The sequence below is a fragment of the Rhizobium viscosum genome, from assembly GCF_014873945.1.
Taxonomy (GTDB): Bacteria; Pseudomonadota; Alphaproteobacteria; order Rhizobiales; family Rhizobiaceae; genus Rhizobium; species Rhizobium viscosum.
Genome location: NZ_JADBEC010000001.1, coordinates 2,337,501 through 2,362,260 on the forward strand (window position 1 = coordinate 2,337,501; position 24,760 = coordinate 2,362,260).

18 protein-coding genes, 1 tRNA gene, 2 rRNA genes and 2 riboswitches (1 of these 23 running past the window's edge) are annotated in these 24,760 nt (G+C 59.5%); of the genes, 10 read left to right on the forward strand and 11 right to left on the reverse strand.

Going from position 1 to position 24,760, the window contains the following annotated elements; translation table 11 throughout:
* The 6 genes from H4W29_RS11570 to H4W29_RS11595 all read left to right on the forward strand — a co-directional run.
* A 23S ribosomal RNA gene (locus H4W29_RS11570) occupies positions 1-1,814 on the forward strand; it begins 985 nt to the left of the window's first position.
* 240 nt (positions 1,815-2,054) lie between these two features.
* Positions 2,055-2,169 (forward strand): 5S ribosomal RNA (gene rrf, locus H4W29_RS11575).
* Positions 2,170-2,471: 302 nt separating this feature from the next.
* Positions 2,472-2,548, forward strand: a tRNA-Met gene (locus H4W29_RS11580).
* Positions 2,549-3,047: 499 nt separating this feature from the next.
* Positions 3,048-3,848 carry a cysteine rich repeat-containing protein gene (locus tag H4W29_RS11585; protein ID WP_192729035.1) on the forward strand — a complete coding sequence of 267 codons (801 nt, stop codon included), beginning with the start codon at positions 3,048-3,050 and terminating at the stop codon, positions 3,846-3,848.
* A gap of 154 nt (positions 3,849-4,002) precedes the next feature.
* The gene (locus H4W29_RS11590; RefSeq protein WP_192729036.1) at positions 4,003-4,794 is read left to right on the forward strand and encodes a DUF2092 domain-containing protein; all 792 of its coding nucleotides are present in this window, start codon (positions 4,003-4,005) and stop codon (positions 4,792-4,794) included.
* Positions 4,791-5,120 carry a hypothetical protein gene (locus H4W29_RS11595; RefSeq protein ID WP_192729037.1) on the forward strand — a complete coding sequence of 110 codons (330 nt, stop codon included), beginning with the start codon at positions 4,791-4,793 and terminating at the stop codon, positions 5,118-5,120. Before H4W29_RS11590 ends, H4W29_RS11595 begins: the two co-directional genes overlap by 4 nt.
* 114 nt (positions 5,121-5,234) lie before the next feature.
* Here H4W29_RS11595 and H4W29_RS11600 read toward each other — a convergent pair whose 3' ends face one another.
* The 8 genes from H4W29_RS11600 to H4W29_RS11635 all read right to left on the reverse strand — a co-directional run bounded on the left by H4W29_RS11600 (position 5,235) and on the right by H4W29_RS11635 (position 15,352).
* On the reverse strand, positions 5,235-8,402 hold the full coding sequence (locus tag H4W29_RS11600; protein ID WP_192729038.1) for an efflux RND transporter permease subunit: 3,168 nt from the start codon (positions 8,400-8,402) through the stop codon (positions 5,235-5,237).
* A gap of 41 nt (positions 8,403-8,443) precedes the next feature.
* On the reverse strand, positions 8,444-9,640 hold the full coding sequence (locus H4W29_RS11605; RefSeq protein ID WP_192729039.1) for an efflux RND transporter periplasmic adaptor subunit: 1,197 nt from the start codon (positions 9,638-9,640) through the stop codon (positions 8,444-8,446).
* 241 nt (positions 9,641-9,881) lie between these two features.
* Complete coding sequence (locus H4W29_RS11610) at positions 9,882-11,015, reverse strand: calcium:cation antiporter (RefSeq protein ID WP_192729040.1); 1,134 nt, start codon at positions 11,013-11,015, stop codon at positions 9,882-9,884.
* A gap of 174 nt (positions 11,016-11,189) precedes the next feature.
* Positions 11,190-11,540, reverse strand: a complete 351-nt coding sequence (locus tag H4W29_RS11615; RefSeq protein ID WP_007820318.1) for a ribbon-helix-helix domain-containing protein — start codon at positions 11,538-11,540, stop codon at positions 11,190-11,192.
* 22 nt (positions 11,541-11,562) lie between these two features.
* Complete coding sequence (locus H4W29_RS11620; RefSeq protein ID WP_192729041.1) at positions 11,563-12,159, reverse strand: DJ-1/PfpI family protein; 597 nt, start codon at positions 12,157-12,159, stop codon at positions 11,563-11,565.
* Between the two features lie 86 nt (positions 12,160-12,245).
* Positions 12,246-12,641 carry a DUF779 domain-containing protein gene (locus tag H4W29_RS11625; RefSeq protein WP_192729042.1) on the reverse strand — a complete coding sequence of 132 codons (396 nt, stop codon included), beginning with the start codon at positions 12,639-12,641 and terminating at the stop codon, positions 12,246-12,248.
* A 73-nt stretch (positions 12,642-12,714) separates the two neighbouring features.
* Positions 12,715-14,223 carry an aldehyde dehydrogenase gene (gene adh, locus H4W29_RS11630; protein ID WP_192729043.1) on the reverse strand — a complete coding sequence of 503 codons (1,509 nt, stop codon included), beginning with the start codon at positions 14,221-14,223 and terminating at the stop codon, positions 12,715-12,717.
* Positions 14,224-14,392: 169 nt separating this feature from the next.
* Entirely contained in the window at positions 14,393-15,352 is a 960-nt protein-coding gene (locus H4W29_RS11635) for a helix-turn-helix domain-containing protein (protein ID WP_192729044.1), read from the reverse strand.
* Positions 15,353-15,763: 411 nt separating this feature from the next.
* Here H4W29_RS11635 and msrB point away from each other — a divergent pair, with 411 nt between their 5' ends.
* The gene (gene msrB / locus H4W29_RS11640; RefSeq protein WP_192729045.1) at positions 15,764-16,252 is read left to right on the forward strand and encodes a peptide-methionine (R)-S-oxide reductase MsrB; all 489 of its coding nucleotides are present in this window, start codon (positions 15,764-15,766) and stop codon (positions 16,250-16,252) included.
* A 198-nt stretch (positions 16,253-16,450) separates the two neighbouring features.
* Here msrB and H4W29_RS11645 read toward each other — a convergent pair whose 3' ends face one another.
* From H4W29_RS11645 to H4W29_RS11655, 3 genes are all read right to left on the reverse strand, one after another.
* Complete coding sequence (locus H4W29_RS11645) at positions 16,451-16,924, reverse strand: P-loop nucleotide/nucleoside kinase family protein (RefSeq protein ID WP_192729046.1); 474 nt, start codon at positions 16,922-16,924, stop codon at positions 16,451-16,453.
* Between the two features lie 256 nt (positions 16,925-17,180).
* Positions 17,181-18,392, reverse strand: a complete 1,212-nt coding sequence (locus H4W29_RS11650; protein WP_192729047.1) for a TIGR03862 family flavoprotein — start codon at positions 18,390-18,392, stop codon at positions 17,181-17,183.
* Between the two features lie 38 nt (positions 18,393-18,430).
* A complete protein-coding gene (locus H4W29_RS11655; protein WP_192729048.1) occupies positions 18,431-18,853 on the reverse strand; it encodes a MerR family transcriptional regulator in 423 nt (140 codons plus the stop codon).
* Positions 18,854-18,924: 71 nt separating this feature from the next.
* On the opposite strand from H4W29_RS11655, the gene H4W29_RS11660 reads away from it, so the two are divergent.
* The 3 genes from H4W29_RS11660 to nrdH all read left to right on the forward strand — a co-directional run bounded on the left by H4W29_RS11660 (position 18,925) and on the right by nrdH (position 24,753).
* Positions 18,925-21,210 carry a heavy metal translocating P-type ATPase gene (locus tag H4W29_RS11660; RefSeq protein ID WP_192729049.1) on the forward strand — a complete coding sequence of 762 codons (2,286 nt, stop codon included), beginning with the start codon at positions 18,925-18,927 and terminating at the stop codon, positions 21,208-21,210.
* A 40-nt stretch (positions 21,211-21,250) separates the two neighbouring features.
* Positions 21,251-21,456: riboswitch (cobalamin riboswitch) on the forward strand.
* Between the two features lie 107 nt (positions 21,457-21,563).
* On the forward strand, positions 21,564-23,885 hold the full coding sequence (metE, locus tag H4W29_RS11665) for a 5-methyltetrahydropteroyltriglutamate--homocysteine S-methyltransferase (protein WP_192729050.1): 2,322 nt from the start codon (positions 21,564-21,566) through the stop codon (positions 23,883-23,885).
* 157 nt (positions 23,886-24,042) lie between these two features.
* A riboswitch (cobalamin riboswitch) is annotated at positions 24,043-24,269 on the forward strand.
* A 262-nt stretch (positions 24,270-24,531) separates the two neighbouring features.
* Positions 24,532-24,753, forward strand: coding sequence for a glutaredoxin-like protein NrdH (nrdH, locus tag H4W29_RS11670; RefSeq protein WP_113296768.1), 222 nt, complete (start codon positions 24,532-24,534; stop codon positions 24,751-24,753).
* The last annotated feature ends 7 nt before the right edge of the window (positions 24,754-24,760 follow it).

The following is a 24,760-nucleotide window of genomic DNA, read 5'->3' on the forward strand; positions in this document are numbered from 1 at the left end:
CGGCGGGTGCTAACGTCCGTCGTGAAAAGGGCAACAACCCTAACCTCCAGCTAAGGTCCCCAAGTCATGGCTAAGTGGGAAAGGATGTGAGGATCCCAAAACAACCAGGATGTTGGCTTAGAAGCAGCCATCATTTAAAGAAAGCGTAACAGCTCACTGGTCTAAATAAGGGTCTTTGCGCCGAAAATGTAACGGGGCTAAAGCCATGCACCGAAGCTGAGGATTCCTCTTTGAGGAGTGGTAGCGGAGCGTTCCGTAAGCTGATGAAGGGAGACCCGTGAGGGCTCCTGGAGGTATCGGAAGTGCGAATGTTGACATGAGTAACGATAAAGAGGGTGAGAGACCCTCTCGCCGAAAGACCAAGGGTTCCTGCTTAAAGTTAATCTGAGCAGGGTTAGCCGGCCCCTAAGACGAGGCGGACACGCGTAGTCGATGGGAACCACGTTAATATTCGTGGGCCTGGTGGAAGTGACGGATCGCACAAGTTGTTCTGGTTTATTGGATTATCAGGGCAGCGGAGCGGTTCCAGGAAATAGCTCCACCGTATAGACCGTACCCGAAACCGACACAGGTGGTCAGGTAGAGTATACCAAGGCGCTTGAGAGAACTATGTTGAAGGAACTCGGCAAATTGCACGCGTAACTTCGGAAGAAGCGTGACCCCATTGTAGGCAACTATGGTGGGGTGGCACAGACCAGGGGGTAGCGACTGTTTATCAAAAACACAGGGCTCTGCGAAGTCGCAAGACGACGTATAGGGTCTGACGCCTGCCCGGTGCTGGAAGGTTAAGAGGAGAGGTGCAAGCTTTGAATCGAAGCCCCAGTAAACGGCGGCCGTAACTATAACGGTCCTAAGGTAGCGAAATTCCTTGTCGGGTAAGTTCCGACCTGCACGAATGGCGTAACGACTTCCCCGCTGTCTCCAACATAGACTCAGTGAAATTGAATTCCCCGTGAAGATGCGGGGTTCCTGCGGTCAGACGGAAAGACCCCGTGCACCTTTACTATAGCTTTACACTGGCATTCGTGTCGGCATGTGTAGGATAGGTGGTAGGCTTTGAAGCAGGGACGCCAGTTTCTGTGGAGCCATCCTTGAAATACCACCCTTATCGTCATGGATGTCTAACCGCGGCCCGTCATCCGGGTCCGGGACAGTGTATGGTGGGTAGTTTGACTGGGGCGGTCGCCTCCGAAAGAGTAACGGAGGCGCGCGATGGTGGGCTCAGACCGGTCGGAAATCGGTCGTCGAGTGCAATGGCATAAGCCCGCCTGACTGCGAGACTGACAAGTCGAGCAGAGACGAAAGTCGGTCATAGTGATCCGGTGGTCCCGCGTGGAAGGGCCATCGCTCAACGGATAAAAGGTACGCCGGGGATAACAGGCTGATGACCCCCAAGAGTCCATATCGACGGGGTTGTTTGGCACCTCGATGTCGGCTCATCGCATCCTGGGGCTGGAGCAGGTCCCAAGGGTTTGGCTGTTCGCCAATTAAAGCGGTACGTGAGCTGGGTTCAGAACGTCGTGAGACAGTTCGGTCCCTATCTGCCGTGGGTGTAGGAATATTGACAGGATCTGTCCCTAGTACGAGAGGACCGGGATGGACATATCTCTGGTGGACCTGTTGTCCTGCCAAGGGCATAGCAGGGTAGCTATATATGGACGGGATAACCGCTGAAGGCATCTAAGCGGGAAACCCACCTGGAAACGAGTGTTCCCTATCAGAGCCGTGGAAGACGACCACGTTGATAGGCCGGGTGTGGAAGTGCGGCAACGCATGAAGCTTACCGGTACTAATAGCTCGATTGGCTTGATCGTTCTCATTGACTATGCTCATCTCCCGGCAAACACGAAGTGTTTGTCCGGATCGATGATGCTTGACCTTCTGTCCTCACGCGCCAAAGGCGCTGCGGACGGCGCGCCGGACTTCCGGCGACGCGCCTTGCGCTTGCGGCCTCTGGCCGGCAGTGCCTCGCGAAAGGTTTTAAGACGTGTTCAAAAGAAAAAAGAAAACAGGCTAACGCCTGCCAGCTTCTCACACAAGTTGCGCTTCGCTGACCTGGTGGTTATGGCGGGGTGGCTGCACCCGTTCCCTTTCCGAACACGGCCGTGAAACGCCCCAGCGCCTATGGTACTTCGTCTTAAGACGCGGGAGAGTCGGTCGCTGCCAGGTCTGCTAAACGCAACTCGTGAATATCTTCTCAAAACGAAATCTTACGGCCCAAAGCCGACCAAAGGGCCGCTATCAAAGCGGCCTTTTGTGTTTGGTGCCCTATATGCAGACTGAAAAATTGGTGCACCGGATAATGGTGCGTCCCTTACAGGAGACAACTCGGCTTTGCCAAGTTGCTCCGGCAGTGAGAGTAAACCGCCAAGCGGTCTACTCTATCGCGACAAATCCTACGGATTTGCGCAATCGGTATTTTGCCAATCGGCAAAATACCTGGACGGACGACACAAGTGTCGCCTGGATAACGCGGGGTGGAGCAGCCCGGTAGCTCGTCAGGCTCATAACCTGAAGGCCGCAGGTTCAAATCCTGCCCCCGCAACCAAGTCTTTTAAACTCCCCCGAAATCTATCCGCAAATAGCCTATCGCGGGCGCAAGGACTTCCCTTGCCCTGAGCAATCAATAGCTCCTCATTCCCTAAACATCACCAGAACCGCAAACCTCCAAACAACAGATCAAAGCTCCAAACCAAAACTAAACTCCTTTCGATCCATCAGTTTCCAAGATGTTGAAAACGTCAAAGCCCGCTCAGCGGGCTTTTTTTTGTGCATGGTGGTCGGGAGAAGTTGGTGCCGGGAGACTAGTGGCAGCCGCCGGTCATCGGCCCACAGGTTTGTGCTTCCGGTGCCCTAAGCATAGTGGGCTATCCTGCTTCTTATATTCAACTCTACTATCTAAATTTCGAACGTGCTAAAGTAATTTCGCGTGGAGCTTTAAGTTTCCGCGCCTCGACCTCTATTGACCTTACGAGGTCTGCTGTTTCGTTCAGCCGGAGTATTTCTTTTCATGCCGTAAATCGATGAACTTTCCAGGGAGGGGAATAATGCGAAAATGTGCATCTTCTCGACCGGCAATTGGGCGCGGGGAGCGCCGGTTTCCGATCTGGCTATCGATATCAAGTCTGTTTTGCGCTGCCAGTCTCTTTGCAGGCGTTGCCATGGCGCAAGCGCCTACTGATGAGCAGAAAAGCGCCGTCAGATCGGCGTGCCGGTCCGATTTCATAGCACAATGTTCAGGGGTGCAGCCAGGCGGCATGGAGGCATTGAACTGCCTGCAGCAGCACGATTCCACTCTTTCCCCTGCTTGCCGCAAGGCGGTATCGGCGATCACCGCCAAGCCAAAATCGACCTCGGCAGAACCGACTCAAACCGCGCCCGCTACAACGGGGGCGACGACGCCCGCGCCGGCGGCCGGTGCTCAGGCGGCTGCGCAGCCGACCGATGCACAGCGCAATGCCGTCAAGTCGGCATGCCGTTCCGATTTCATGGCGCAGTGTTCAGGCGTGACGCCCGGCGGAGCTGCGGCACTCTCCTGCCTGCAGCAGCACAGCGCCCGTCTGTCGGCACCTTGCCAGCAGGCGGTTGCGGCTATTGGTGCTGCGGGCGGAGCAGCGGGTGCGCCGGCCGCTGGTGCCGGTGCTGCGACAGCAGCCGCACCGCCGGCCGCCATGCCCGTTTTTTCGCCGCGCGAGGAGATGATGATCGTGCGTGAGAGCTGCGGGCCGGACTTCCGGGCTTTTTGCCGGATGGTGCCGGTTGGCGGCGGACGGGTCATCTCGTGCCTGCGGGACAATCTGCAGCGCGTATCGCCAGCCTGCCACAAGGTGCTGACCTCGGGACTTTAGCAGCTTCTCAATTCCTATCCGATTCCGCCAGAATGCCTGAACAGTCAGGCATTCTCCTGACGGTTCCGCACAGCCGTTCCGCAGCGGTCGCGGCACGATCCGAAATCTCCGCATCCGATGAATTCAATGACGACACAAGCGAAAGGCAATTGCCATGTCATCGACTTCTCATCTATCGCGATTGAAACGAATACTGACCTATTCCGTTCTTGCCGCCGGCCTTGTCCTGCCAACCCATGCGTGGGCAGATGATGCAAAAGATCTTCTGAAGGCCATGTCCGATTTTCTGGTGGCCCAGAAGACGATATCCTTCAACTACCAGTCATCGCTCGAGGCGGTGACCCCGGACTTCGAGAAACTGCAGTTCGTAAGTTCGGGCACGGCCAACATCACCCGACCCGACAAGCTGCGCGTTACGAGAACCGGCGGCTTTGCCGATATCGATGTCAGCTTCGACGGTTCGACACTGATCGTGCATGGCAAGAACCTCGATGCCTATGCGAAAATCGCCGGCAAGGGCTCGGTCGATGATCTGATCGACAGGCTCGCTGATGCCGGCGCGGAGGCACCCGGCGCCGATCTCCTCTCGTCTCATGTCTACGACATACTGATGTCCGACGTGACCGAGGCAAAACACATCTCGAGTGCCTTCGTCGATGGCGTGGAATGCGAATATCTAGCCTTCCGAACACCGGAACTCGACTGGCAGATATGGGTCCAAACCGGTCCGCAGCCGATACCCCGACGCTACGTGATCACCAGCAAACATGTCGTTCAGGCGCCGCAGTACACGCTTGAGATCAGCGACTTCAAAAGCGGGGCAGAGGTTGCTGCCACCTCCTACAACATCGAGATTCCGGCCAATGCCAAGACAGTGGATCTCAGCGAACTTCAGTCAATCGACGAGCTTCCGGCGCCTGTTGCCAATATGGGAGAGATGAAATGACCTTCAGCAAGCTCGCATTTGCCCTCACTCTCGTCGGCGTGATGACCTTCGCCGATTTTCACTTCGAAGGGGACGGTCCGCTGCCGGTATCGATCGGTTTTGCTACACCGGCAGGCGCCGTCATCGGACGGCCTTTGACGCCGCTCTCATACGCCGGCGTTGCTCGCCGGACAACGCGTCGGGTCGTCCGGCGAACGGCCACGACCATTGCCGTCCTGCCTCCCGGCTGTATCTACGGCCCTTATTACGGCGGCTATTATTATCGCTGCGGCGGTTTGTACTACGCCAAGAGTGGCGGTGTTTATGTTCAGGTGATCGTGCAGTAGGCTGATATGCGAACCTAGAGCATTTCCGTTCTTCTTCGGACCCCGGAAGTGCTCTATCTCTTTGTTTCCGCGCAATTCCTGACGCAAAACCGCTGCGCATTTTTGCTGATTGCTCTATTGAACCTTCATCTCTGCATCTGCCGTTGCAGGGGCCTTGCCGCGGCGCCTTCTGAATTCCTCAAGCCGCTGCAGCACGACGTAGAAGGAAGGGACGAACAGCACGGCAAGGCAGGTCGATGCGATCATGCCGCTGAAGACCGATATGCCGATCGACTTGCGGGCGGATGCACCGGCTCCCGTTGCCAGGACGAGCGGCAGTACGCCGAGAATGAAGGCGAAGGACGTCATGAGGATCGGGCGGAAGCGCAGGCGGGCCGCTTCGACCGCCGCATCCAGTATTTCCATGCCTTCCTCGCGCTTTTCACGCGCATATTCGACGATCAGGATGGCGTTCTTCGATGCCAGCGCGATCAAAAGGATCAGGCCGATCTGGGTGTAGAGATTGTTGGCGACACCCGCCGCCATCAGCGCACCGACGGTGCCGAGCAGGGCAAGCGGGACGGCCAGCAGCACGGCAAGCGGCAGGATCCAGCTTTCATATTGACCCGCAAGCACGAAATAGACGAGCAGCATGCCGAGCGCGAAGATATAGTAGATCTGTCCACCGACCGCCTTTTCCTGATAGGAGAGCGCCGTCCACTCATAGCCGGTTCCTGTCGGCAAGGTCTGGTCGGCGATCTGTTCCATGACGTCGAGTGCCTGGCCGGAGCTGAAGCCGGCGGCAGGCCCGCCAACGATGGTTGCTGACGGGTAGAGGTTGTAGAGGCTGATCAGCGAGGGGCCTTGCATCGGCTTGATATCGACAACGGTACCGAGCGGCACCATCGTGCCATCGCCGGCCTTGACTTCCAGATTGCGGATATCGTCAGGGCTGACGCGGAATTCCGGAGATGCCTGGGCATAGACCTGGAACGTGCGGCCAAACTTGTTGAACTGTGTCACGTAGCTCGATCCGACATAGCCCGACAGTGCAGAGAAAACCTGTCCGACCGTGACGCCCAATGTCTCGGCCTTGATACGGTCGACCACGATCTCGAGCTGCGGCACATTCGAGCGGAACGACGTGCTCAGCCTTTGCAGCGATGACTGGGCTTCGCCATTTTTCACAATCGTATCGGTAAGGGACTGCAACAGTGCATAGTCGGAAACACCATTCTTGATCTCAACTTGCATCGTGAAGCCGCTGGCATTGCCGACGCCCTGGATGGGGGGCGGCACGATGACGAGGGTTTTCGCGACCAGTACGTTTTGCAGCGCGCCATTCAGATGCTGGTAGATGGACAGAAGATCCTGGCCCTTTTCCTTCAGCCTTTCATCCCAGTCCTTCAGCACGACATAGGCCACGCCGGCGTTCTGCAGACTGGCATTGTTATCGAGAACGGATATGCCGCTGATCGTCAGGACCTGATCGACGCCCGGCGTCTCCTGGGCGATCTTGCCGACATCCGCCATGACGGCATCGGTGCGCTCCTTGGAGGCACCATCCGGCAGTTGAGCGCCGATCAGCACGTAGCCCTGATCCTCGATCGGCAGGAACGCGGTCGGCACGCGTGTGAGCCCCCAGACAGCCACGCCCATCAGCGCCAACGCCAGAATAACCATGACCGCGGCGTGGCGCGTCATCGAGCCGATTAGCCGGACGTATCCGCGTTCACCCCAGTTGTAGATCCTGTTGAAGCCGCGATAGACGAAGTTGCGCTTTTCGGGAGGCACCGGCGTGCGCAGCCAGAGGGCGCATTGCGTCGGTTTCAGCGTCACAGCATTGATGGCGCTGATCAGCGCCGTTGCGGCGATCACAAGAGCGAACTGCCGGTAAAGCTGGCCCGTCAGCCCCGGCAGGAAGGCGGCTGGAATGAAAACCGCCATCAGCACTAGCGTAATGCCGATGACAGGGCCGAGCAGTTCGTCCATCGCCTTTTCGGCCGCCTGCCTGCCGGACATGCCGGCTTCGATATGTCTCGCGACACCCTCGACAATGACGATGGCGTCATCGACGACGATGCCGATGGCGAGGACGATTGCGAACAGAGTGGAGAGGTTGACGGTGAAGCCCATGGCCGCCATCGCGGCGAAAGCGCCGATGATGGTGACCGGAACGGTCGTCGCCGGCACGAGCATGGCCCGCCAGTCCTGCAGAAACAGCAGAATGACGATGAGAACGAGAACGCCTGCCTCGATCAGCGTGACATAGACTTCGTTGATTGACGCCTTGACGAATTTGGTCGTGTCGAAGGGGAGATGATATTCGAGGCCCGGCGGGAAGGCCTTCGCCAGTTCCGCCATCTTTACATCGACTGCCTGGGCCACAGCAATGGCGTTTGCTTCCGGCAATTGGGAGATACCGATGCCCGCAGCCGGTCGGCCATTTTGCATGAAGGTCTGGCTATAGGTCTGCGCACCCAATTCGACCCGGCCGATATCGCGGATGCGCGTTACCCGGCCGCCATCCGCGCCATCGACCTTGACGATGATGTTTTCGTAGTCGACAGCATCGTTCAGCCGGCCATTGATGTTCAGCGTGTATTGGAATGTCTGCCCCTGGGGTACCGGCGGAATGCCGATCTGGCCGGCCGTGACCTCCTGGCTCTGCTGCTGCACCACGTTGACGATATCCTGCGGCGTCAGCCCGCGGGCCTGCAAGAGGTTCGGATCCATCCAGATGCGCATGGCATATTGGCCGGCGCCGAAGACCGTGACGTTGCCGACGCCGGGCAGGCGGGCAAGTTCATTCTGAAGGTTGATGACGGCGTAGTTGGAGAGGAACAGGCTGTCATAGCGGCTGTCCGGTGAGGTCAGAGTGACAAAGCCGAGGATCGCAGTCGATTTCTTCTGGGTGCTGACGCCCTGAACCTGTACTGACTGTGGAAGCGACGACATGGCGATCGCAACGCGGTTTTGCACCAGAACCTGTGCCTGATCGGGATCGGTGCCGATGGCGAAAGTCACGGTCAGCGAGTAGGTGCCGTCGCTCGCGCTGGTGGACTGCATGTAGAGCATGTCCTGCACACCGTTGACCTGCTGCTCGATCGGTAGGGCGACCGTATCGACAAGTGTCTTGGCGCTGGCACCCGGAAAGCGGGTCGTCACCTGCACTGTCGGAGGAACGACATTCGGATATTGCGCCACCGGCAGCTGGAAGAGGGCCACCGCGCCGATGAGAACGAAGACCAACGCCAGAACATTGGCGAGCACCGGCCGTTCGATGAAGAAGCGCGAGATCATGCTGCTGTCCTTGGACGTTCAGATGAAGCGTGGTGGCGGATTTATTGCGTCGTAGTCGGAGCCTTTGCATCAGCGCCGGCTGCTGCCGGCTGCATGTTCATGTCAATTTTCTCCGGTGCAGCCTTGCTGCCGGGGATCGCCTGCTGAATGCCCTGGATCACAACCCAATCGGCCGGATCGAGACCGGATTCGATGACGCGGAGCGCACCTTCGCGTTGGCCGGTCTTGACCTGTTTCTGCTCGATCGTGTCATCCTTGCCGAGCACGAGCAGGTAGCTGCCGAGCTGGTTGGTGGCGATCGCATCGTCGCGCACCAGCAGCGCCTTGTCATTGTGGCCGATCGGCACGCGAACGCGCACGAAGAGGCCGGGCAGCATGGCCTTGTCCTTGTTGTCGAACAGAGCCCGGACCTGAAGCGTGCCGGTCGATGCATCGAGTTGGGGCGAGACGTAGTCCAGATGTCCCTTGTGGGGATAGCCTTCCTCGGATTGCAGGCCGAGTTCGGCGGGAATACTCGGCAGGTCCGTCTGCTTGAACGTGCGTCCCTGCTTTCTCAGCATGTCCTTGATCAGCAGCACCTGGGATTCGCTGACATTGAAATAGGCGTAGATCGGATCCGTTTGGACGATACTCGCAAGTTTGGTCGGACCTGAGACGCCGACGAGCGTGCCGATATCGACGAGGTGGTTGGTTACCGTGCCGTCGAAGGGGGCAAGCACTTCGGTATAGCCGAGGTTGATTGTCGCGAGTTCGAGATTGGCCTGAGCGTTGAGGATGGCGGCGTTGGCTTCATCGAGCGTCGCCTTGGCGCTGTCGACCGCCGTCTGCGTGGTGACCTCCTGCTTCATCAGGTTGACCTGACGGTCGTATTCCTGTTTGGCGCCTACCTGAGATGCCTGTTGCGAAGCGAGCGATGCCTTGGCCTGATCGAGTTGCGCCTGATAGGTGTCTTGCTCGATGCCGAAAAGCTTGGTCCCCTTCGTCACCGCCATGCCGTCCTGGTAATCGATCGACTGGAGATAACCCTGGACGCGTGCTTCTATGTCGACCGCGTTGAGGGCCGCCGTATTGCCGGTCAAATCGAAGTAAAGGGTCACTGATTGCTGAATAGGCTGCGCAACGCGCACGGGCGGCGGTGGCGGCGGAACGTAGGTATTGCTGCCATCACATGCGGCGAGAGCCGACATGCCGAAGAGCGCTACGAAAACCTGCAGACCCCGATGCAATCCCTCACGCATTGCTACTGCCCCGACAATCAATGTGCCCCGGTCTTCATGCGTGCCTCGACAGCGACTCCATAAATCGCCGGATATGTCGGGCATGCGGTACTATGTCGCGGGATTGTCCGAAATTGCAATAGCTTATGGCATGCAATTTAGCTGTGCCTAAATGATTGATGAGCGGCAGTCTCAACGAGAGCCTGGTCCAGGGATTTTGAGGCACTCAACCCTCATGGCGATGCTTTGCGAGCTACCATATTCACTGCTGGGTGATCAGCAGCACATAAGCGAGAAACAGCACCAGATGGACTGCGCCTTGCATCAGATTTGTGCGGCCACTTGAGAAAGTAATGATACTGACGGCGAGGGTCAGTGTGAACATGACGAGATCCGGGCCTTGAAGCCCCAAGGTGACCGGGTGGCCGTATAGGTGGCTGATCGCCAGCATGGCCGGCACGGTGAGGCCGATCGTCGATAGAACCGAGCCGAGGAAGATGTTGATGGCACGCTGCAGGTGGTTGGCGACGGAAGCGCGCACTGCGCTGATGGCTTCGGGTGTCGCGACGAGTACAGCCATGATCACGCCGCCAAAGGCTGCCGGCGCGTGCAGGGTTTCAATGACGTAGTCGATCGGCCGGGCAAGCTGTTCGACCAGAAAGACGACCGGTCCCATATTGGCAAGAAGTAAAACCGCGTGATGCCATACCGATCGATGGCGCCGCATGGTGACTGCGGGTGATTCACGGTGGTCGCTGTCGTCAGCGAAGTAGCGGTGATGACGGCCAGCCTGCAGTAAAAGAAATATGCTGTAAAGGCCGATTGAAACAATGCCGAGGAACATCTGTCTCGGTGTCGAGGGGTGCGGCCCATCGGGTCCGGCCAGAAAAGTCGGCATGACGAGGCTGAGGGTGGCGAGCGGTACGATGACGCCGAGATAGGCGTTGGCACCATGCAAATTATGCTGCTGATCCTCGCGCCGCCATGCGCCAAAGAGCAGTGACAGTCCGACCATACCGTTCAGGATGATCATGATGACGGCAAACAGCGTGTCGCGCGCCAGTGTCGGGTTGTTCTCCCCATGCAGCATGACGGCCGAGATCGCCATAACCTCGATCGAGGTAATGGCAAGGGTAAGAATAAGGGTTCCGTACGGCTCCTGAAGCTGCTCGGCAAGATGGTCGGCATGGCGAACAACCGACAAAGCCGAGCCCAGGACAACGGCGAACAGCCAGCAGAAAATGAGAATGAACCAGAGCGGCTCGGAAAGCCGGCTAAATATCCTCTCTGAGAAGGCGAGGAAAATCAGGCTGGTTGTTATGCTGACGCCGAGAAACCATTCCTCCCGAGCCAGCCCGGTCACACTTGCGGTCCGCAATGTGGAACTCTCAGTCATCAGGACCACCGAGAACCACGAAATACCGTCGCGCTACGACCGCTGTCATTTTCCCCTCCACTCCCTCCGCCCGGTCAAACCGAGCAGCGCGGTTTCAAGGCGACGAAGTCGATTGTCTCACGCAGCGGGGCATTCCGCCTATCTAAAAATCATCTCACCATGGGTGACGCGCATTTAATGGTATTTCCGCTTCTCTCGCCCCAGAATTTCCGGGGCGTTGAGGCCGGCAATCGGCCTCGAGAGATCGGCGGGGATATCGCCGGCGAGTTGGAGATCCAGATAGCGGGCGCAGCAGACGCGGAGGAACGAGGTGAAGTTGCCGAGGTCATGACCGGCGTCGATCGACTCGTGGTGCAGCCTGGTGATGAGTTGGACCACGTTCATGCCGTCGCGGGTGGCGATCTCCTCAAGCTTCGACCAGAAGAAATTCTCCAGCCGTACGCTGGTGACCATGCCGTCGATGCGCAGCGACCGGGTCGTGCTTTCCCAGAGCCTGGCATCTGCCTTGATGAACAGTTCACACATCACGTTCCTCCCGCTGATACTCTCAGGCGGCGTTGGTCTCCAGGACCGTTGCCGCATCAAGCACCGTCATGAACTGGCGCAGCCACGAGGGATGGGCCGGCCAGGCCGGTGCAGTGACGAGATTGCCATCGGAAACGGCGTCAGTGATGGCGATATCGGCATAGGTGCCGCCGGCGAGCTCGACTTCCGGACGGCAGGCGGGATAGGCCGAGCAGGTGCGGCCCTTGAGCACATCGGCAGCGGCCAGAAGCTGGGCGCCGTGGCAGATGGCTGCGACGGGCTTGTTGGCATCGAAGAAATGCCTGACAGCCTTGATGACATCGGGGTTGAGGCGGAGATATTCCGGCGCGCGACCGCCGGGAATGACGAGCGCATCGTAATCTTCGGCGCGCACGCTTTCGAAGGTGGCGTTCAGCGCGAAATTATGGCCGCGCTTTTCCGAATAGGTCTGGTCGCCCTCGAAATCGTGGATGGCGGTGGCAACCGTCTGGCCAGCGGTCTTACCAGGGCAAACGGCATGAACCGTATAGCCGCAGGCAAGCAACGTCTGGAACGGCACCATGGTTTCGTAATCTTCAGTGAAATCGCCTGTGATCATCAGTATCTTGGACGCTGGCATTTCTTCCTCCCGTAAAACCAACAGATGGACTTTAACAAAGGATCGCGGGCCGCGGGTACTAAGGGAATACTACACGGAATTCCCGATCAGGTCGTCTCGCGGGCTCTGATATCGGGGATGGCGCAGGCCTCGCTGCCGCCAAACATGCGCGAACGGGTGAGAAAGCGTTTCTCGCGGCCGTTATCGAGTGAAAACATGCCGCCGCGGCCGGGCACGACGTCGATGATGAGCTGGGTGTGCTTCCAGGCCTCGAACTGGCTGGCGCTGATATAGACGGGCACGCCGCCGATCTCGCCGAGCTTCACGTCCTGGTCGCCGACGATGAAATCGTCGGTCGGATAACACATGGGCGAAGAGCCGTCGCAGCAGCCGCCGGACTGATGGAAGAGGATATCAGGATAATCCCGCTGGATTTCTTTGATGAGGTCGAGCGCTGCATTGGTTGCGAGCACGCGCGGTTCGCCATTGACCATTTGTTCCATGATTGCCTCCTCCAAGACAATGCCTCCTCCCCGTGAAGGGAGGAGGCGCGATAATAGCACGATCGACTGCTTCTCAGAAGAAGCCGAGCTTCTTCGGGCTGTAGCTGACCAGCATGTTCTTGGTCTGCTGGTAGTGATCGAGCATCATCTTGTGCGTTTCACGGCCGATGCCGGACTGCTTGTAACCACCGAAGGCCGCATGGGCCGGATAGGCGTGATAGCAGTTGGTCCAGACGCGGCCGGCCTGGATTTCCCGGCCGAAGCGATAGGCGCGGTTGGCGTCGCGGGTCCAGACACCGGCGCCGAGGCCATAGAGCGTGTCATTGGCGATCTCGAGCGCTTCCTTCTCATCCTTGAAGGTGGTGACCGAGACGACCGGTCCGAAGATTTCTTCCTGGAACACACGCATCTTGTTGTGACCCTTGAAGATGGTCGGCTTGATGTAATAGCCCTCGGACAGCTCGCCGCCGAGATCGTTGCGCGAGCCGCCGGCGAGCACCTGCGCGCCTTCCTGCTTGCCGATATCGAGGTAGGCGAGGATCTTTTCCATCTGCTCGGTGGAGGCCTGCGCGCCGATCATCGTTGCCGGGTCGAGCGGGTTGCCCTGCGTGATGGCTTCAACGCGTTTGACGGCCCGTTCCATGAAGCGGTCATAGATCGATTCCTGGATAAGAGCGCGGCTCGGGCAGGTGCAGACTTCGCCCTGGTTCAGCGCGAACATGGCGAAACCTTCGAGTGCCTTGTCGAAGAAATCGTCGTCTTCAGCTGCCACATCGGCAAAGAAGATGTTGGGCGACTTGCCGCCGAGCTCGAGCGTGACCGGAATGAGGTTCTGGCTAGCATATTGCATGATGAGGCGGCCTGTCGTCGTCTCGCCGGTGAAGGCGATCTTGGCGATGCGCGGGCTGGAAGCGAGCGGCTTTCCGGCTTCGAGGCCAAAGCCATTGACGATGTTGAGCACGCCGGGCGGCAGGAGATCGCCGACGATTTCCGCCCAGAACAACAGTGAGGCGGGGGTCTGTTCGGCCGGCTTGATGACGACGCAGTTGCCGGCGGCGAGAGCCGGCGCCAGCTTCCACGCTGCCATCAGGATCGGGAAGTTCCAGGGAATGATCTGGCCGACGACGCCGAGGGGTTCGTGGAAGTGATAGGCGACGGTATCATGGTCGATTTCGCCGATCGTGCCTTCCTGTGCGCGGATGCAGGAGGCGAAATAGCGGAAGTGGTCGATGGCGAGCGGGATATCGGCCGCCATGGTTTCGCGGATCGGCTTGCCGTTGTCCCAGGTTTCGGCCTGCGCCAGAAGCTCCAGCTTGTCTTCCATGCGCTGGGCGATCTTCATAAGGATGTTGGAGCGCTCGGTGGTGGAAGTGCGGCCCCATTTTTCCTTCGCGGCATGGGCGGCATCGAGCGCGGCGTTGATGTCCTTTTCATCCGAGCGCGGAATTTCGCAGAGCTTGCCGCCGGTGACGGGCGTGACGTTGTCGAAATATTTGCCGCCGATCGGCTCGCGCCATTCGCCGCCGATATAGTTGCCGTATCTCAGCTTGTACGGTGACTCGACGATTTTCTGATGAAGCATGTCATCCTCCCTTGATGAACGGGTTCCGGATCGAACCGGTGAGAGGAAATCTGTGTCGCTTTTGGCTGATGGAACAGGGTAGCTCCGCAATACCGCAGCGCACAGTGTCGCAGAGTTGCGACAGGTTCCCGCGGTACCACGAGATTGTGATTGAACCTCTAGCCCGATGTCAGTGCAGGTCGAGCTTCTTCATCTTCCGGTGCAGTGTAGCGCGGCTGATCCCGAGGGCAACGGCGGCCTGGGAGACATTGCCGTGCGTGCGTGAGAGCGCGCGCAGCAGCGCCGCCTTCTCAGCTTCGGCCATCTCTTCTTCCTGCGAAACCCGACCTTCATGCAGCGCATCGGAGGCCGGAATGCCGGCTGCGATGTGCCTGTCGTCAAGCTTGAGGGCAAGGCGGGCGGCCCGCGTGGCGCCAAGGACAAGGTCATGTCGGTCGACGGCGAGCAATGCGTTGGCGGAATTGACGCCGGCCGGCACCATGACGAAGCGGGCACCTGCAAAGGCGGAACGGAAGAGGTTGAGCTCGATGCGCATCGCCGCATCGCGCACGGCCTGCGAGAGGATGCTGAGCGTCATTTCATTGACGTCGTCGCGGCAGGTAGAAATGTCCAGCGCGGCGGCCAGCAGGCCGCGGTGATCGCGGATCGGCGCCGTGGTGCAGCTCAGCTTGATGTTCGAGCAATAGAAATGCTGGTCACGGAAAACGGCGACGGCGCGGTCATCGGCGAGTGCCGTGCCGATACCGTTGGTGCCGATGCTGGCTTCGGTCCAGACGGAACCGGTCCAGAGGCCGAGATCGTGGAATTCCTTATCGTTGCCGGCGGCGCCGCGGCGTTCCAGCGCGATGCCGTTGCGATCTGTCAGCAGCAAGCAGCAGCCGGCCCTGCCGACGGTTGCAAAGAGGCGGTCGAGTTCCTCCCGGGCATCGGCGATCAACTGTTCGGATTGCTCCCGCGCCAGGCCGAATTCCTGCTCGGTGAGGCGTAGCGGCGCGCGCTTATCTTCCGGTGCCAGCTGGTACATTGTCATGCAGCGCCGCCAGGAAGCCACGATTGGAGAGCTGGCCGCAGCGGAATTTTGCTGGGCGCACGTATAGACATGCTCCGCATGCGCGGATTGTTCGTGCATTGAGGCTCCTCCCAGAACTTGCGCATATTCTGATGTAAATATGGCAGCTTTGCAATCAGGCCGGCATGACGGCAGATTGCGCGGATGGAATTTGCCTGATGGCGAGTGTCGCATTCCTGAGACAGTTGCGCTGTCCGCCTGAGCATCGTGATCGCGATAATATGACCAGCTGGTTGCCGGCTCGCCGTATTTCAATGGATATAGCGCCCGCCGGGCGCCGGCTCCTGATGTCGCGGCCTTCACATTTCAGTGTTTGCGCTCGCGACAGTGAAACAGATCGTTGCGTGGCTTCGTAGTTCCCTTTGTAGGCAATAGTGAAAGAAAAACCGGGATGCCGGGAATAAATCCCAGCCGGCGTTGTCTACCAGACGAGATGAATCTGTCGCCGCTGCTGACTAGGAGAGCAAAGCGATGATGAACAGACGATTGCTGCTGACCGCTGCCGGACTTGGCGCCTTTGGCCTGCGCTTCGGTTTCGGCAGCCACGCCATGGCGAAGGAGAGCTTCGCAGTTACCCATACCGACGAAGAGTGGCGCAAGCTTCTGACGCCGGATCAATATTCGGTGCTGCGGCAGGAGGGAACGGAATATCCCTTCACAAGCCCGTTGCTGCATGAAGAGCGCAAGGGCAATTTCGCCTGTGCGGGCTGTGATCAGGAGGTCTTTTCCTCGACCACGAAATTCGACAGCGGTACTGGTTGGCCGAGCTTCTGGGCGCCGCTCGACGACAAGGTCGTCGGCACGACGCGCGACGCGTCCTTCGGCATGGTGCGCGATGCCGTTCATTGCGGCCGCTGCGGTGGGCATCTCGGCCATGTCTTCAACGACGGACCGAAGCCGACGGGCCTGCGCTACTGTATGAACGGCGTGGCCATGACCTTCCACGCGGCTTCTGCCTGATCGACGGATTATTGCGATGCCGAGGCGATCTCTTGAAGTCGGCGAATGGCTGCGGCAGCCCAGCAGTTCGCGACGTTCGGCGTGGGCAGGCGTCGGCGGCGGTCGTTTCGCCACGCCGATCTCAATTAGGTGCTCGACAATCTGAGAACACACTGACGCTGTGGCGTTTCATCTAAGGGCGGTGATGGCTTGATGTGTTTATCGATCGTAAAGCGCCAACTCCTCGGCGGTTGGCGGCTCGAACAGTTTCGACCACCTAAGCAGGTCCGCCCGCGAGATATCGAACGTGCCGACTGGAAGCTCGGCGTTTCGCCGGGAGACCCGGTCCCAAAGCTCATCAAAGGGAACGTCGAGGAAGCAGAGGACGACGCGGGCACCAGCTGCGCGAGCTTCCTGCCGGCAGGTGTCGCGTTCTACCCGTGACCACACTCCCCAATCCACGACAACGTTACACTGAAGCCTGATGGCACGCAGGGCGATCTGCCATTGTAGGCTCTCGACTCTATCTCGGCACGGACCAGTTTCGGCTTCCGGAGTAGAGATGCCGGGGTAAAGCTTGTGCATCCAGTCGTCTCCGGTCAGACGCAGAGCAGATGCTTCATATTCGATTATCTTGGCGAGCGACGTCTTCCCCGAACCGGGAAGACCGCAAGTGAGATAGAGCGTGGGCATTGGAAAATCTCTGATTTTGGCTTGGCAAGGGAAGTGGTCCCGCGGTGTCTTGCAGGACTGCGCTTCGCTCAATGCCGCAAGGCGCGGCCAATCAGAGGTGTGTTGCCATAATCTATCTTGTAGGATCGCGCTGCTCGGGGGTCAAGACGGAGCGGATGGTGAGCTCACAGGTGAGGTCGTCTGCGTGAAGCCGGTCCGGTCGGTGACCACAGGTTCGAGATCCATTTCTTCGATCCGGGCGTGCAGGCTTTCGCCTTCACCTTCGGCCGAGCCAGGCCTCGATGCCTTTCGCTGCAGCCTGGCCCGTGGCGAAACAAGCTGTCAGCAGATAGCCGCCCGTCGGCGCCTCCCAGTCCAGCATCTCTCCGGCTGCAAAAGTGCCGGGGAAATGTTTCAGCATATAGGTCTCGTCGATTTCGCTGAAGGCGATGCCGCCGGCAGAGGATATGGCCTCGGTGATGGGGCGTGGGCGCAGCAATGGGACAGGCAAGGCCTTGATGGCGGCGGCGAGTTTGTGCGGATCGTTGCGATCGGTCTCCGGCACTAACTCGCGCAGAAGTGCTGCCTTTACACCGTCGATGCCGGCTCCCTTGCGCAAGCGGTTGGAGAAACTTGTCTTGGCATCCTGACGGGCGAGATCACGGGACAGGCGATCCAGCGTGCGGCCGGGAGCAAGGTCGATCGCGACGGTTGCTTTGCCATTCTGCAGCAGGTCGTCCCGCAAGACGGCCGAGTGCGCATAGACGAGGCTGCCTTCGATGCCGTGTTTGCTGATGACGAACTCGCCCGGAAATGTCCCGGCGCGTGATGTTGCCGTCACGGATTTCAGCGGCTCTCCGGCGAAGCGATCGCGGAAGATCTCGCTCCAAGCGACATCGAAGCCGCAATTGGCCGGTTGAAACGGTGCGATCATTATGCCGCGATCGGAGAGTAGCGGCACCCAGTCAGCATCCGAGCCAAGGCGCGGATAGCTGGCTCCGCCGAGTGCAAGCAGTGTCGCGTCGCAGGAAATGGTCTTGCGGCCGTCGGGTGTTTCGAAAACATGTCCGCTTTCGGCAAAACCGATCCAGCGGTGGCGGGTGAAGAAACTGACCCCGCGGGCTTCCAGACGGGCGAGCCAGGCGCGCAGCAGCGGCGAGGCCTTCATGACATTGGGGAAGACCCGGCCGGAGGAGCCGACGAAGGTTTCGGTGCCGAGGCCGGCCGCCCAGGCGCGGATATCGGCCGGGGTGAAGGCATCGAGGGCAGCGCGAAGCCGGGGATTGGCATCGCCGAAGCGGGTGGCGAAGCGCTCGTAATCTTCGGAATGGGTGATGTTGAGGCCGGACTTGCCGGCGAGCAGAAATTTGCGGGCGAAGGTTGGCATCGCGTCGTAGACGGAAACGGCATGGCCGCTTGCCGACAGCATTTCGGCTGCCGAAAGGCCGGCGGGGCCGCCGCCGATGATCGCGATTTTCTTCTGGTTCATTGCACCTTCTTGGCGCGGGGCGCGTTTCGGTGCAAGCCTCAGTGATGCGGATGCGCGCACTTGCCGTGGTCGGCGAGCACCTCGATGACCCGGCATTGATCGACGCGGCCATGGCCGCAGCCCTCGACCATCTGTTGCAGTTCCGCCTTTAGGGCGTTGAGGCTGCGGATGCGCTGCTCGACCTCGATCAGGCGCGCCTTGGCGATGGCATCGGCGGAAGCACAGGATTGGTGCGGATCGTCCTGAAGCTGAAGCAGCGTGCGGATCGCGTCGATCTCGAAGCCGAGTTCGCGGGCGTGGCGGATGAAGGTGAGGCGGTTGAGATCATCAGGCTCGTAAGAGCGCTGGTTGCCCTCGCTGCGGCTCGGCGCCGACAGCAGGCCGATGCCTTCATAGTAGCGGATCGTCGGCACCTTGACGCCGCTCTGGCGGGCAGCTTCACCGATCGTGATCTTTTTCATGATTTTCCTCTTGCACCTCTAGTCGCTAGAGGATGTAGGAAGGATACTGCTTACAAGCAAGGATCGAAATCATGGGTGAAGCAGCACAGGCACGATACCGGGTTGGCGGCATGGATTGCGCCTCCTGCGCAACGAAAATCGATACGGCCGTCAGGCGTATGGATGGCGTCGAGGACGTCTCCGTTTCGGTTACGGCCGGTACGATGACGGTGCGCCATAACGGCAGCAGCGATCTCAAGGCAATCGAGAAGAAGGTGACCGGCCTCGGCTATTCTGTTGCTCCGCTCGCCGGCAAGGCACCTGCTCGCGAGAGCAAGGCCGACCATGATCATGCGCATCATGATCACGATCACCACGACCATGATCACGAAGGCCATGATCACGATCACGCTGGCCACGATCACGATCATGATGCGCGTGATCATTCCGGTCACGCGCATCAGCACGGCGCCGAGGAAGTCGAAGGCCTTCATGGCCATGATCATGGACCGATGACTGGTCCCTGGTGGCAGAGCAAGAAGGGCCGGTTGACGATCCTTTCAGGCCTTGCACTCGTCGTTGCCTATGTCGTGGGCCATCTAGTGCCCTCGATTGCCTCCTCTGCTTTCATTGTCGCCATGCTGGTCGGGCTGGTGCCGATCGCACGCCGTGCGGTCATGGCTGCTCTTTCCGGAACGCCCTTCTCCATCGAAATGCTGATGACGATTGCTGCTGTCGGCGCCGTCATCATCAATGCCGGGGAAGAGGCGGCGACGGTCGTCTTCCTGTTCCTCGTCGGCGAATTGCTGGAAGGGGTGGCCGCTGGCAAGGCGCGCGCCAGCATCCAGTCGCTGACGACGCTGGTGCCGAAGAATGCGCTGCTCGAGACGGGCGGCGAGGTTAAGGAAGTGCCGGCCGAGACGCTTGCGGTCGGTTCCGTCATTCTTGTACGGCCGGGAGACCGGATTTCCGCCGATGGCACTATTCTGTCCGGTGAAAGCGCGATCGACGAGGCGCCGGTGACGGGCGAAAGTACGCCGGTGCGCAAGGGCACGGGCGCGACCGTTTTTGCCGGCACGGTCAATGGCGATGCGGCCTTGCGTGTTCGTGTCACAGCCGCTGCCAAGGACAATACGATTGCCCGCGTCGTCAAGCTGGTAGAAGAGGCTCAGGAATCGAAGGCGCCGACGGAGCGCTTCATCGATCGCTTCTCCCGCTATTATACGCCTGGTGTGGTCGTCGTGGCGGCTCTGGTGGCTGTTTTGCCGCCGTTGCTGATGGGTGGGGCATGGGGTGAATGGGTCTACAAGGGTCTCGCTATCCTTCTTATCGGCTGCCCCTGTGCGCTGGTCATTTCCACGCCGGCGGCGATTGCCGCCTCGCTTTCGGCGGGTGCGCGCCGCGGTCTGCTGATGAAGGGCGGGGCGGTTCTGGAATCGCTCGGCCAGGTGACAGCCGTTGCTTTCGACAAGACAGGCACGTTGACCGAGGGCAAGCCGCAGGTCACCGATATAATTTCCTACGGACGCACTGAGGCAGAGGTGCTTTCGCGTGCTGCCGTTCTCGAACAGGGCTCCAGCCATCCGTTGGCGCTTGCAATCCTCAACCGGGCCAAGGCCGATAGCGTGCCCGTGCCGCCGGCTTTCGAAGTCGAAGCGCTGCCTGGTAAGGGCATGACCGGCAAAGTGGGGGGCGAAACGCTCGATCTCCTGTCGCCGCCGGCTGCGCGCGAGCGCGGTGCGCTGAATGCGGAGCAGGACGAGCAGGTCGCGGTGCTGAACGGCGCGGGCAAGAGCGTCTCGGTACTGCTCGTCAATGGTGTTGCAGCCGGTCTCATCGCCATGCGTGACGAGCCTCGTGAAGACGCAAAGAGCGGGCTTGCGACACTCAAAGCTGCTGGCGTGCGCGCCATCATGCTGACCGGCGACAACAAGCGCACGGCGGCTGCCGTTGCCGGCGATCTCGGCATCGACTGGCGCGGCGAACTCCTGCCGCAGGACAAGCAGCGCATTGTTGGCGAGTTGAAGAAGGAAGGTCTGTTCGTCGCCAAGGTGGGCGACGGCATCAATGATGCGCCGGCACTTGCCGCTGCCGATGTCGGCATCGCCATGGGCGGCGGCACCGACGTGGCGCTGGAAACGGCGGATGCGGCTGTGCTGCACGGGCGCGTTGGCGACGTGGCGCGCATGATCGAGCTTTCGAAGCGGACCATGCGCAATATCATGCAGAACATCACCATGGCTCTCGGGCTGAAGGCCGTGTTCCTTATTACCACCATTGCCGGCATTACCGGCCTGTGGCCGGCGATTCTTGCGGATACGGGTGCGACGGTGCTGGTGACGATGAATGCGCTTCGGCTTCTTCAGATAAAGACATAAAGATTTCTTTATATCATCTTGACGTTACGATGCGGCGGGTGCATGCTTGCCGCATCGTTGGTTCTTGGGGTCTATTGATCCCAAGCTAAGAGGGAATCCGGTGCGGCCATCGCCAAGACCGGAGCTGCCCCCGCAACTGTAAGCGGAGAGACACCGTCCTAAGACGTCACTGGGAAGACGCCCGGGAAGACTGGATGGTGTTGAAGACCCGCAAGCCAGGAGACCTGCCGCGATAGATAACGTCCACGGGCGGGGTGTCCCGGTGTGCCGCTTTGCGCGAGACGGCACTTCTGTGGCCGCACCTCGTCGATGCGTTGCGCCGCAGCCTTGCCCATAACCTTCGGGGTAAGGAAATGACCATCAAGACTGCAAATCTCGGCTTTCCCAGGATCGGAAAGCATCGTGAACTCAAATTCGCACTTGAAAGCTATTGGGCCGACAAGTCCGATGCCGGCGCGCTTCTCGATATCGGCAAGCGGCTGCGGGCGCAAAACTGGGCCCTGCAGAAAGAGAAGGGGATCGATATCATCCCCTCCAATGATTTCTCGTTCTATGACCACGTGCTCGACACGACTGTCATGATCGGCGCCATACCTTCGGCCTATGGTTGGAAGGACGGGCCTGTTGCGCTTGATACCTATTTCGCCATGGCGCGCGGCTCGACCGGCGAAGAGGCGCATGTCGATTGCGGCCATCAGCACCATCACGGGCATGGCGTGCCAGCGCTGGAAATGACGAAATGGTTCGACACGAACTATCACTACATGGTGCCGGAACTCGGTCCCGATCAATCCTTCGCGCTGACCGCAAACAGGCCGCTCGATGCCTTCATCGAGGCGAAGACGCTCGGAATCCACACACGGCCGGTCATCCTCGGTCCGGTCACCTTCCTGAAGCTCGCCAAGGGAACCGAGGAAGGTTTTGCGCCGATCACCCTGCTGGAACGCCTGTTGCCTGTTTATGCGAGGGTGCTTGCGGAACTGAGTGCAGCCGGTGCCGACTGGGTGCAGATCGACGAACCATGCCTGGTGCTTGATCTCTCAGGAGAAGAGCAGGCAGCGCTGAAGCACGTCTATCGCGCGCTGCATGAGCTGGTGCCGAACCTGAAGATCATGCTCGCCACCTATTTCGGCAATATAGGCGACAACCTGCCGACGGCGCTCTCGTTGCCGGTTTCCGGCCTGCATGTCGATCTCGTTCGTGCTCCGCAGCAGATTGATGTCCTTCTCGAAGCGCCAGCTGATCTGACGCTGTCGCTCGGCATCATCGACGGACGCAATATCTGGAAAGCGGACCTTGCTGCGATCCTGAAAAAGATCGAGCCACTCGTTCAGCGCATCGGTGCGGATCGGCTGCAGATCGCACCGTCCTGCTCGCTGCTGCATGTGCCGATCGATCTGGATCTGGAAACCGGGTTGGATGAGGAGCTGACGTCGTGGCTTGCTTTCGCCACCCAGAAACTTGATGAACTCTCTGCACTCGGCAGTCCCGGCGGGGCTTCTCAAGCGATTGCTGCAGCCTCTGAGGCTGTGACCTCTCGCGCAGCTTCGCCACGTGTGCACGATCTCAAAGTCAGGCAGCGGGTCGCGGCAATCGATGAGACGATGATGACGCGGAGCAGCGGTTTTGCCGAGAGGACCGGCCTGCAGGAGCGCAAGCTTCGCCTGCCGCTCTTCCCGACGACGACGATCGGCTCCTTCCCGCAGACATCAGATGTTCGAAAGTCCCGCTCCGCTTTCACCAAGGGGACGATCAGCGAGGCGGATTATGATGCCTTTTTGAAAAAAGAGACTGAAGCGGCAATCCGCTGGCAGGAGGAAATCGGCTTGGACGTACTCGTCCATGGCGAATTCGAACGCAATGACATGGTGCAGTATTTCGGCGAGCAGCTTTCCGGCTTCGCCTTCACGCAGCATGCCTGGGTGCAGAGCTATGGCTCCCGTTATGTGCGCCCGCCTATCATCTTCGGCGACGTCTCCCGGCCGAAGCCGATGACGGTCGAGTGGTGGTGCTATGCGCAGTCGCTGACAGAGAAGCCGGTCAAGGGCATGCTGACCGGACCGGTGACGATCCTGAACTGGTCCTTCGTCCGCGACGATCTTTCCCGTGCCGATGTCAGCCGGCAGATCGCGTTGGCGATCCGCGACGAGGTGCTCGATCTCGAAAAGGCCGGTGCGGCGATGATCCAGATCGACGAAGCTGCCCTTCGAGAAGGCCTACCGCTGCGCAAGGCCGACTGGAAGACCTATCTGGACTGGGCGGTCGAGAGTTTTCGCCTGTGCGCCTCCGGCGTGGCGGACGAAACGCAGATCCATACGCATATGTGCTATTCGGAGTTCAACCAGATCATCGATGCCATTGCCGCAATGGATGCCGACGTGATCTCGATCGAGACGTCACGCTCCAAGATGGAACTGCTGGAAGCCTTCCGCAGCTATAAATATCCGAACGAGATCGGCCCAGGTATCTACGACATCCATTCGCCGCGCGTTCCCGACGTTGAGGAAATGACGGAGCTTCTAACACTGGCGCGCCAGCGTCTGACGGACGGGCAGCTCTGGATCAATCCGGATTGCGGGTTGAAAACGCGCAAGTGGGAAGAGGTTCGTCCGGCGCTCGTCAACATGGTTGCCGCCGCCAAGGCGCTTCGGTCAATCGGGCCGATTCGGCGATAGGAGAAGTGGAGAGCTGACAAGACGTCGGCTCTCCTTAATCCCCAATGACATCGGATGGACCTTGATTAATCCGCCGTTAACCATGATCGGACCTTTATCTAGTGCCTCACGCTACGGAAGGCACTACAAGTCGTTGATCGACCCGGCTCATTGAGCTACTATATATAGCGTTCGAGGTTTCCCTGATTCGCAAGGATTAGGGGCTAAGATGGGAATACGGTGCGTTTCGTCATGACGGCGCGACAAGGCCGGAGCTGCCCCCGCAACTGTAAGCGGTGAGCAACTGTCCGATTTCAGGTCACTGAGGCATGACGCTTTGGGAAGGCTGGGGGCAGGGTGCTTCGACCCGCGAGCCAGGAGACCTGCCTTGAACTAGATGTCCACGGGCGGGGTGTCCGGAAGGTCGCGTCTATGCAGGAGGAAAAAATCCGAGCCTGTTGCGCTGCCCCGAACGTCCGCTGAACACTTCGGGGTTGAAGTCATGTCGAAAGCATCAAAACCGCCGCCCGTGCAGGTCCTGCAGGGAAGAGTGTTCGGCGCCTAAAGCGCCAACTTTGTCAGATCAATATCAAGCGTTGCCTCGGACGCCGCAAGGCGCCCGATCCCAGTATTGCGTCCGGAATCCATCGGTATCACGAGGAACATGATGAGCGTTACCGTTTACAGCAAGCCTGCCTGCGTTCAGTGCACCGCCACCTACCGCGCCCTCGACCGTCTGGGCGTAGACTATGAAATCATCGATATCTCCGAGGATGCCGACGCGCTCGATCGCGTGCGCGGCATGGGCTACATGCAGGTTCCGGTCGTCGTTGCCGGCGAGAACCACTGGGCGGGCTTCCGCCCTGATATGATCAGCGCGCTCTCCTGATCGGAGA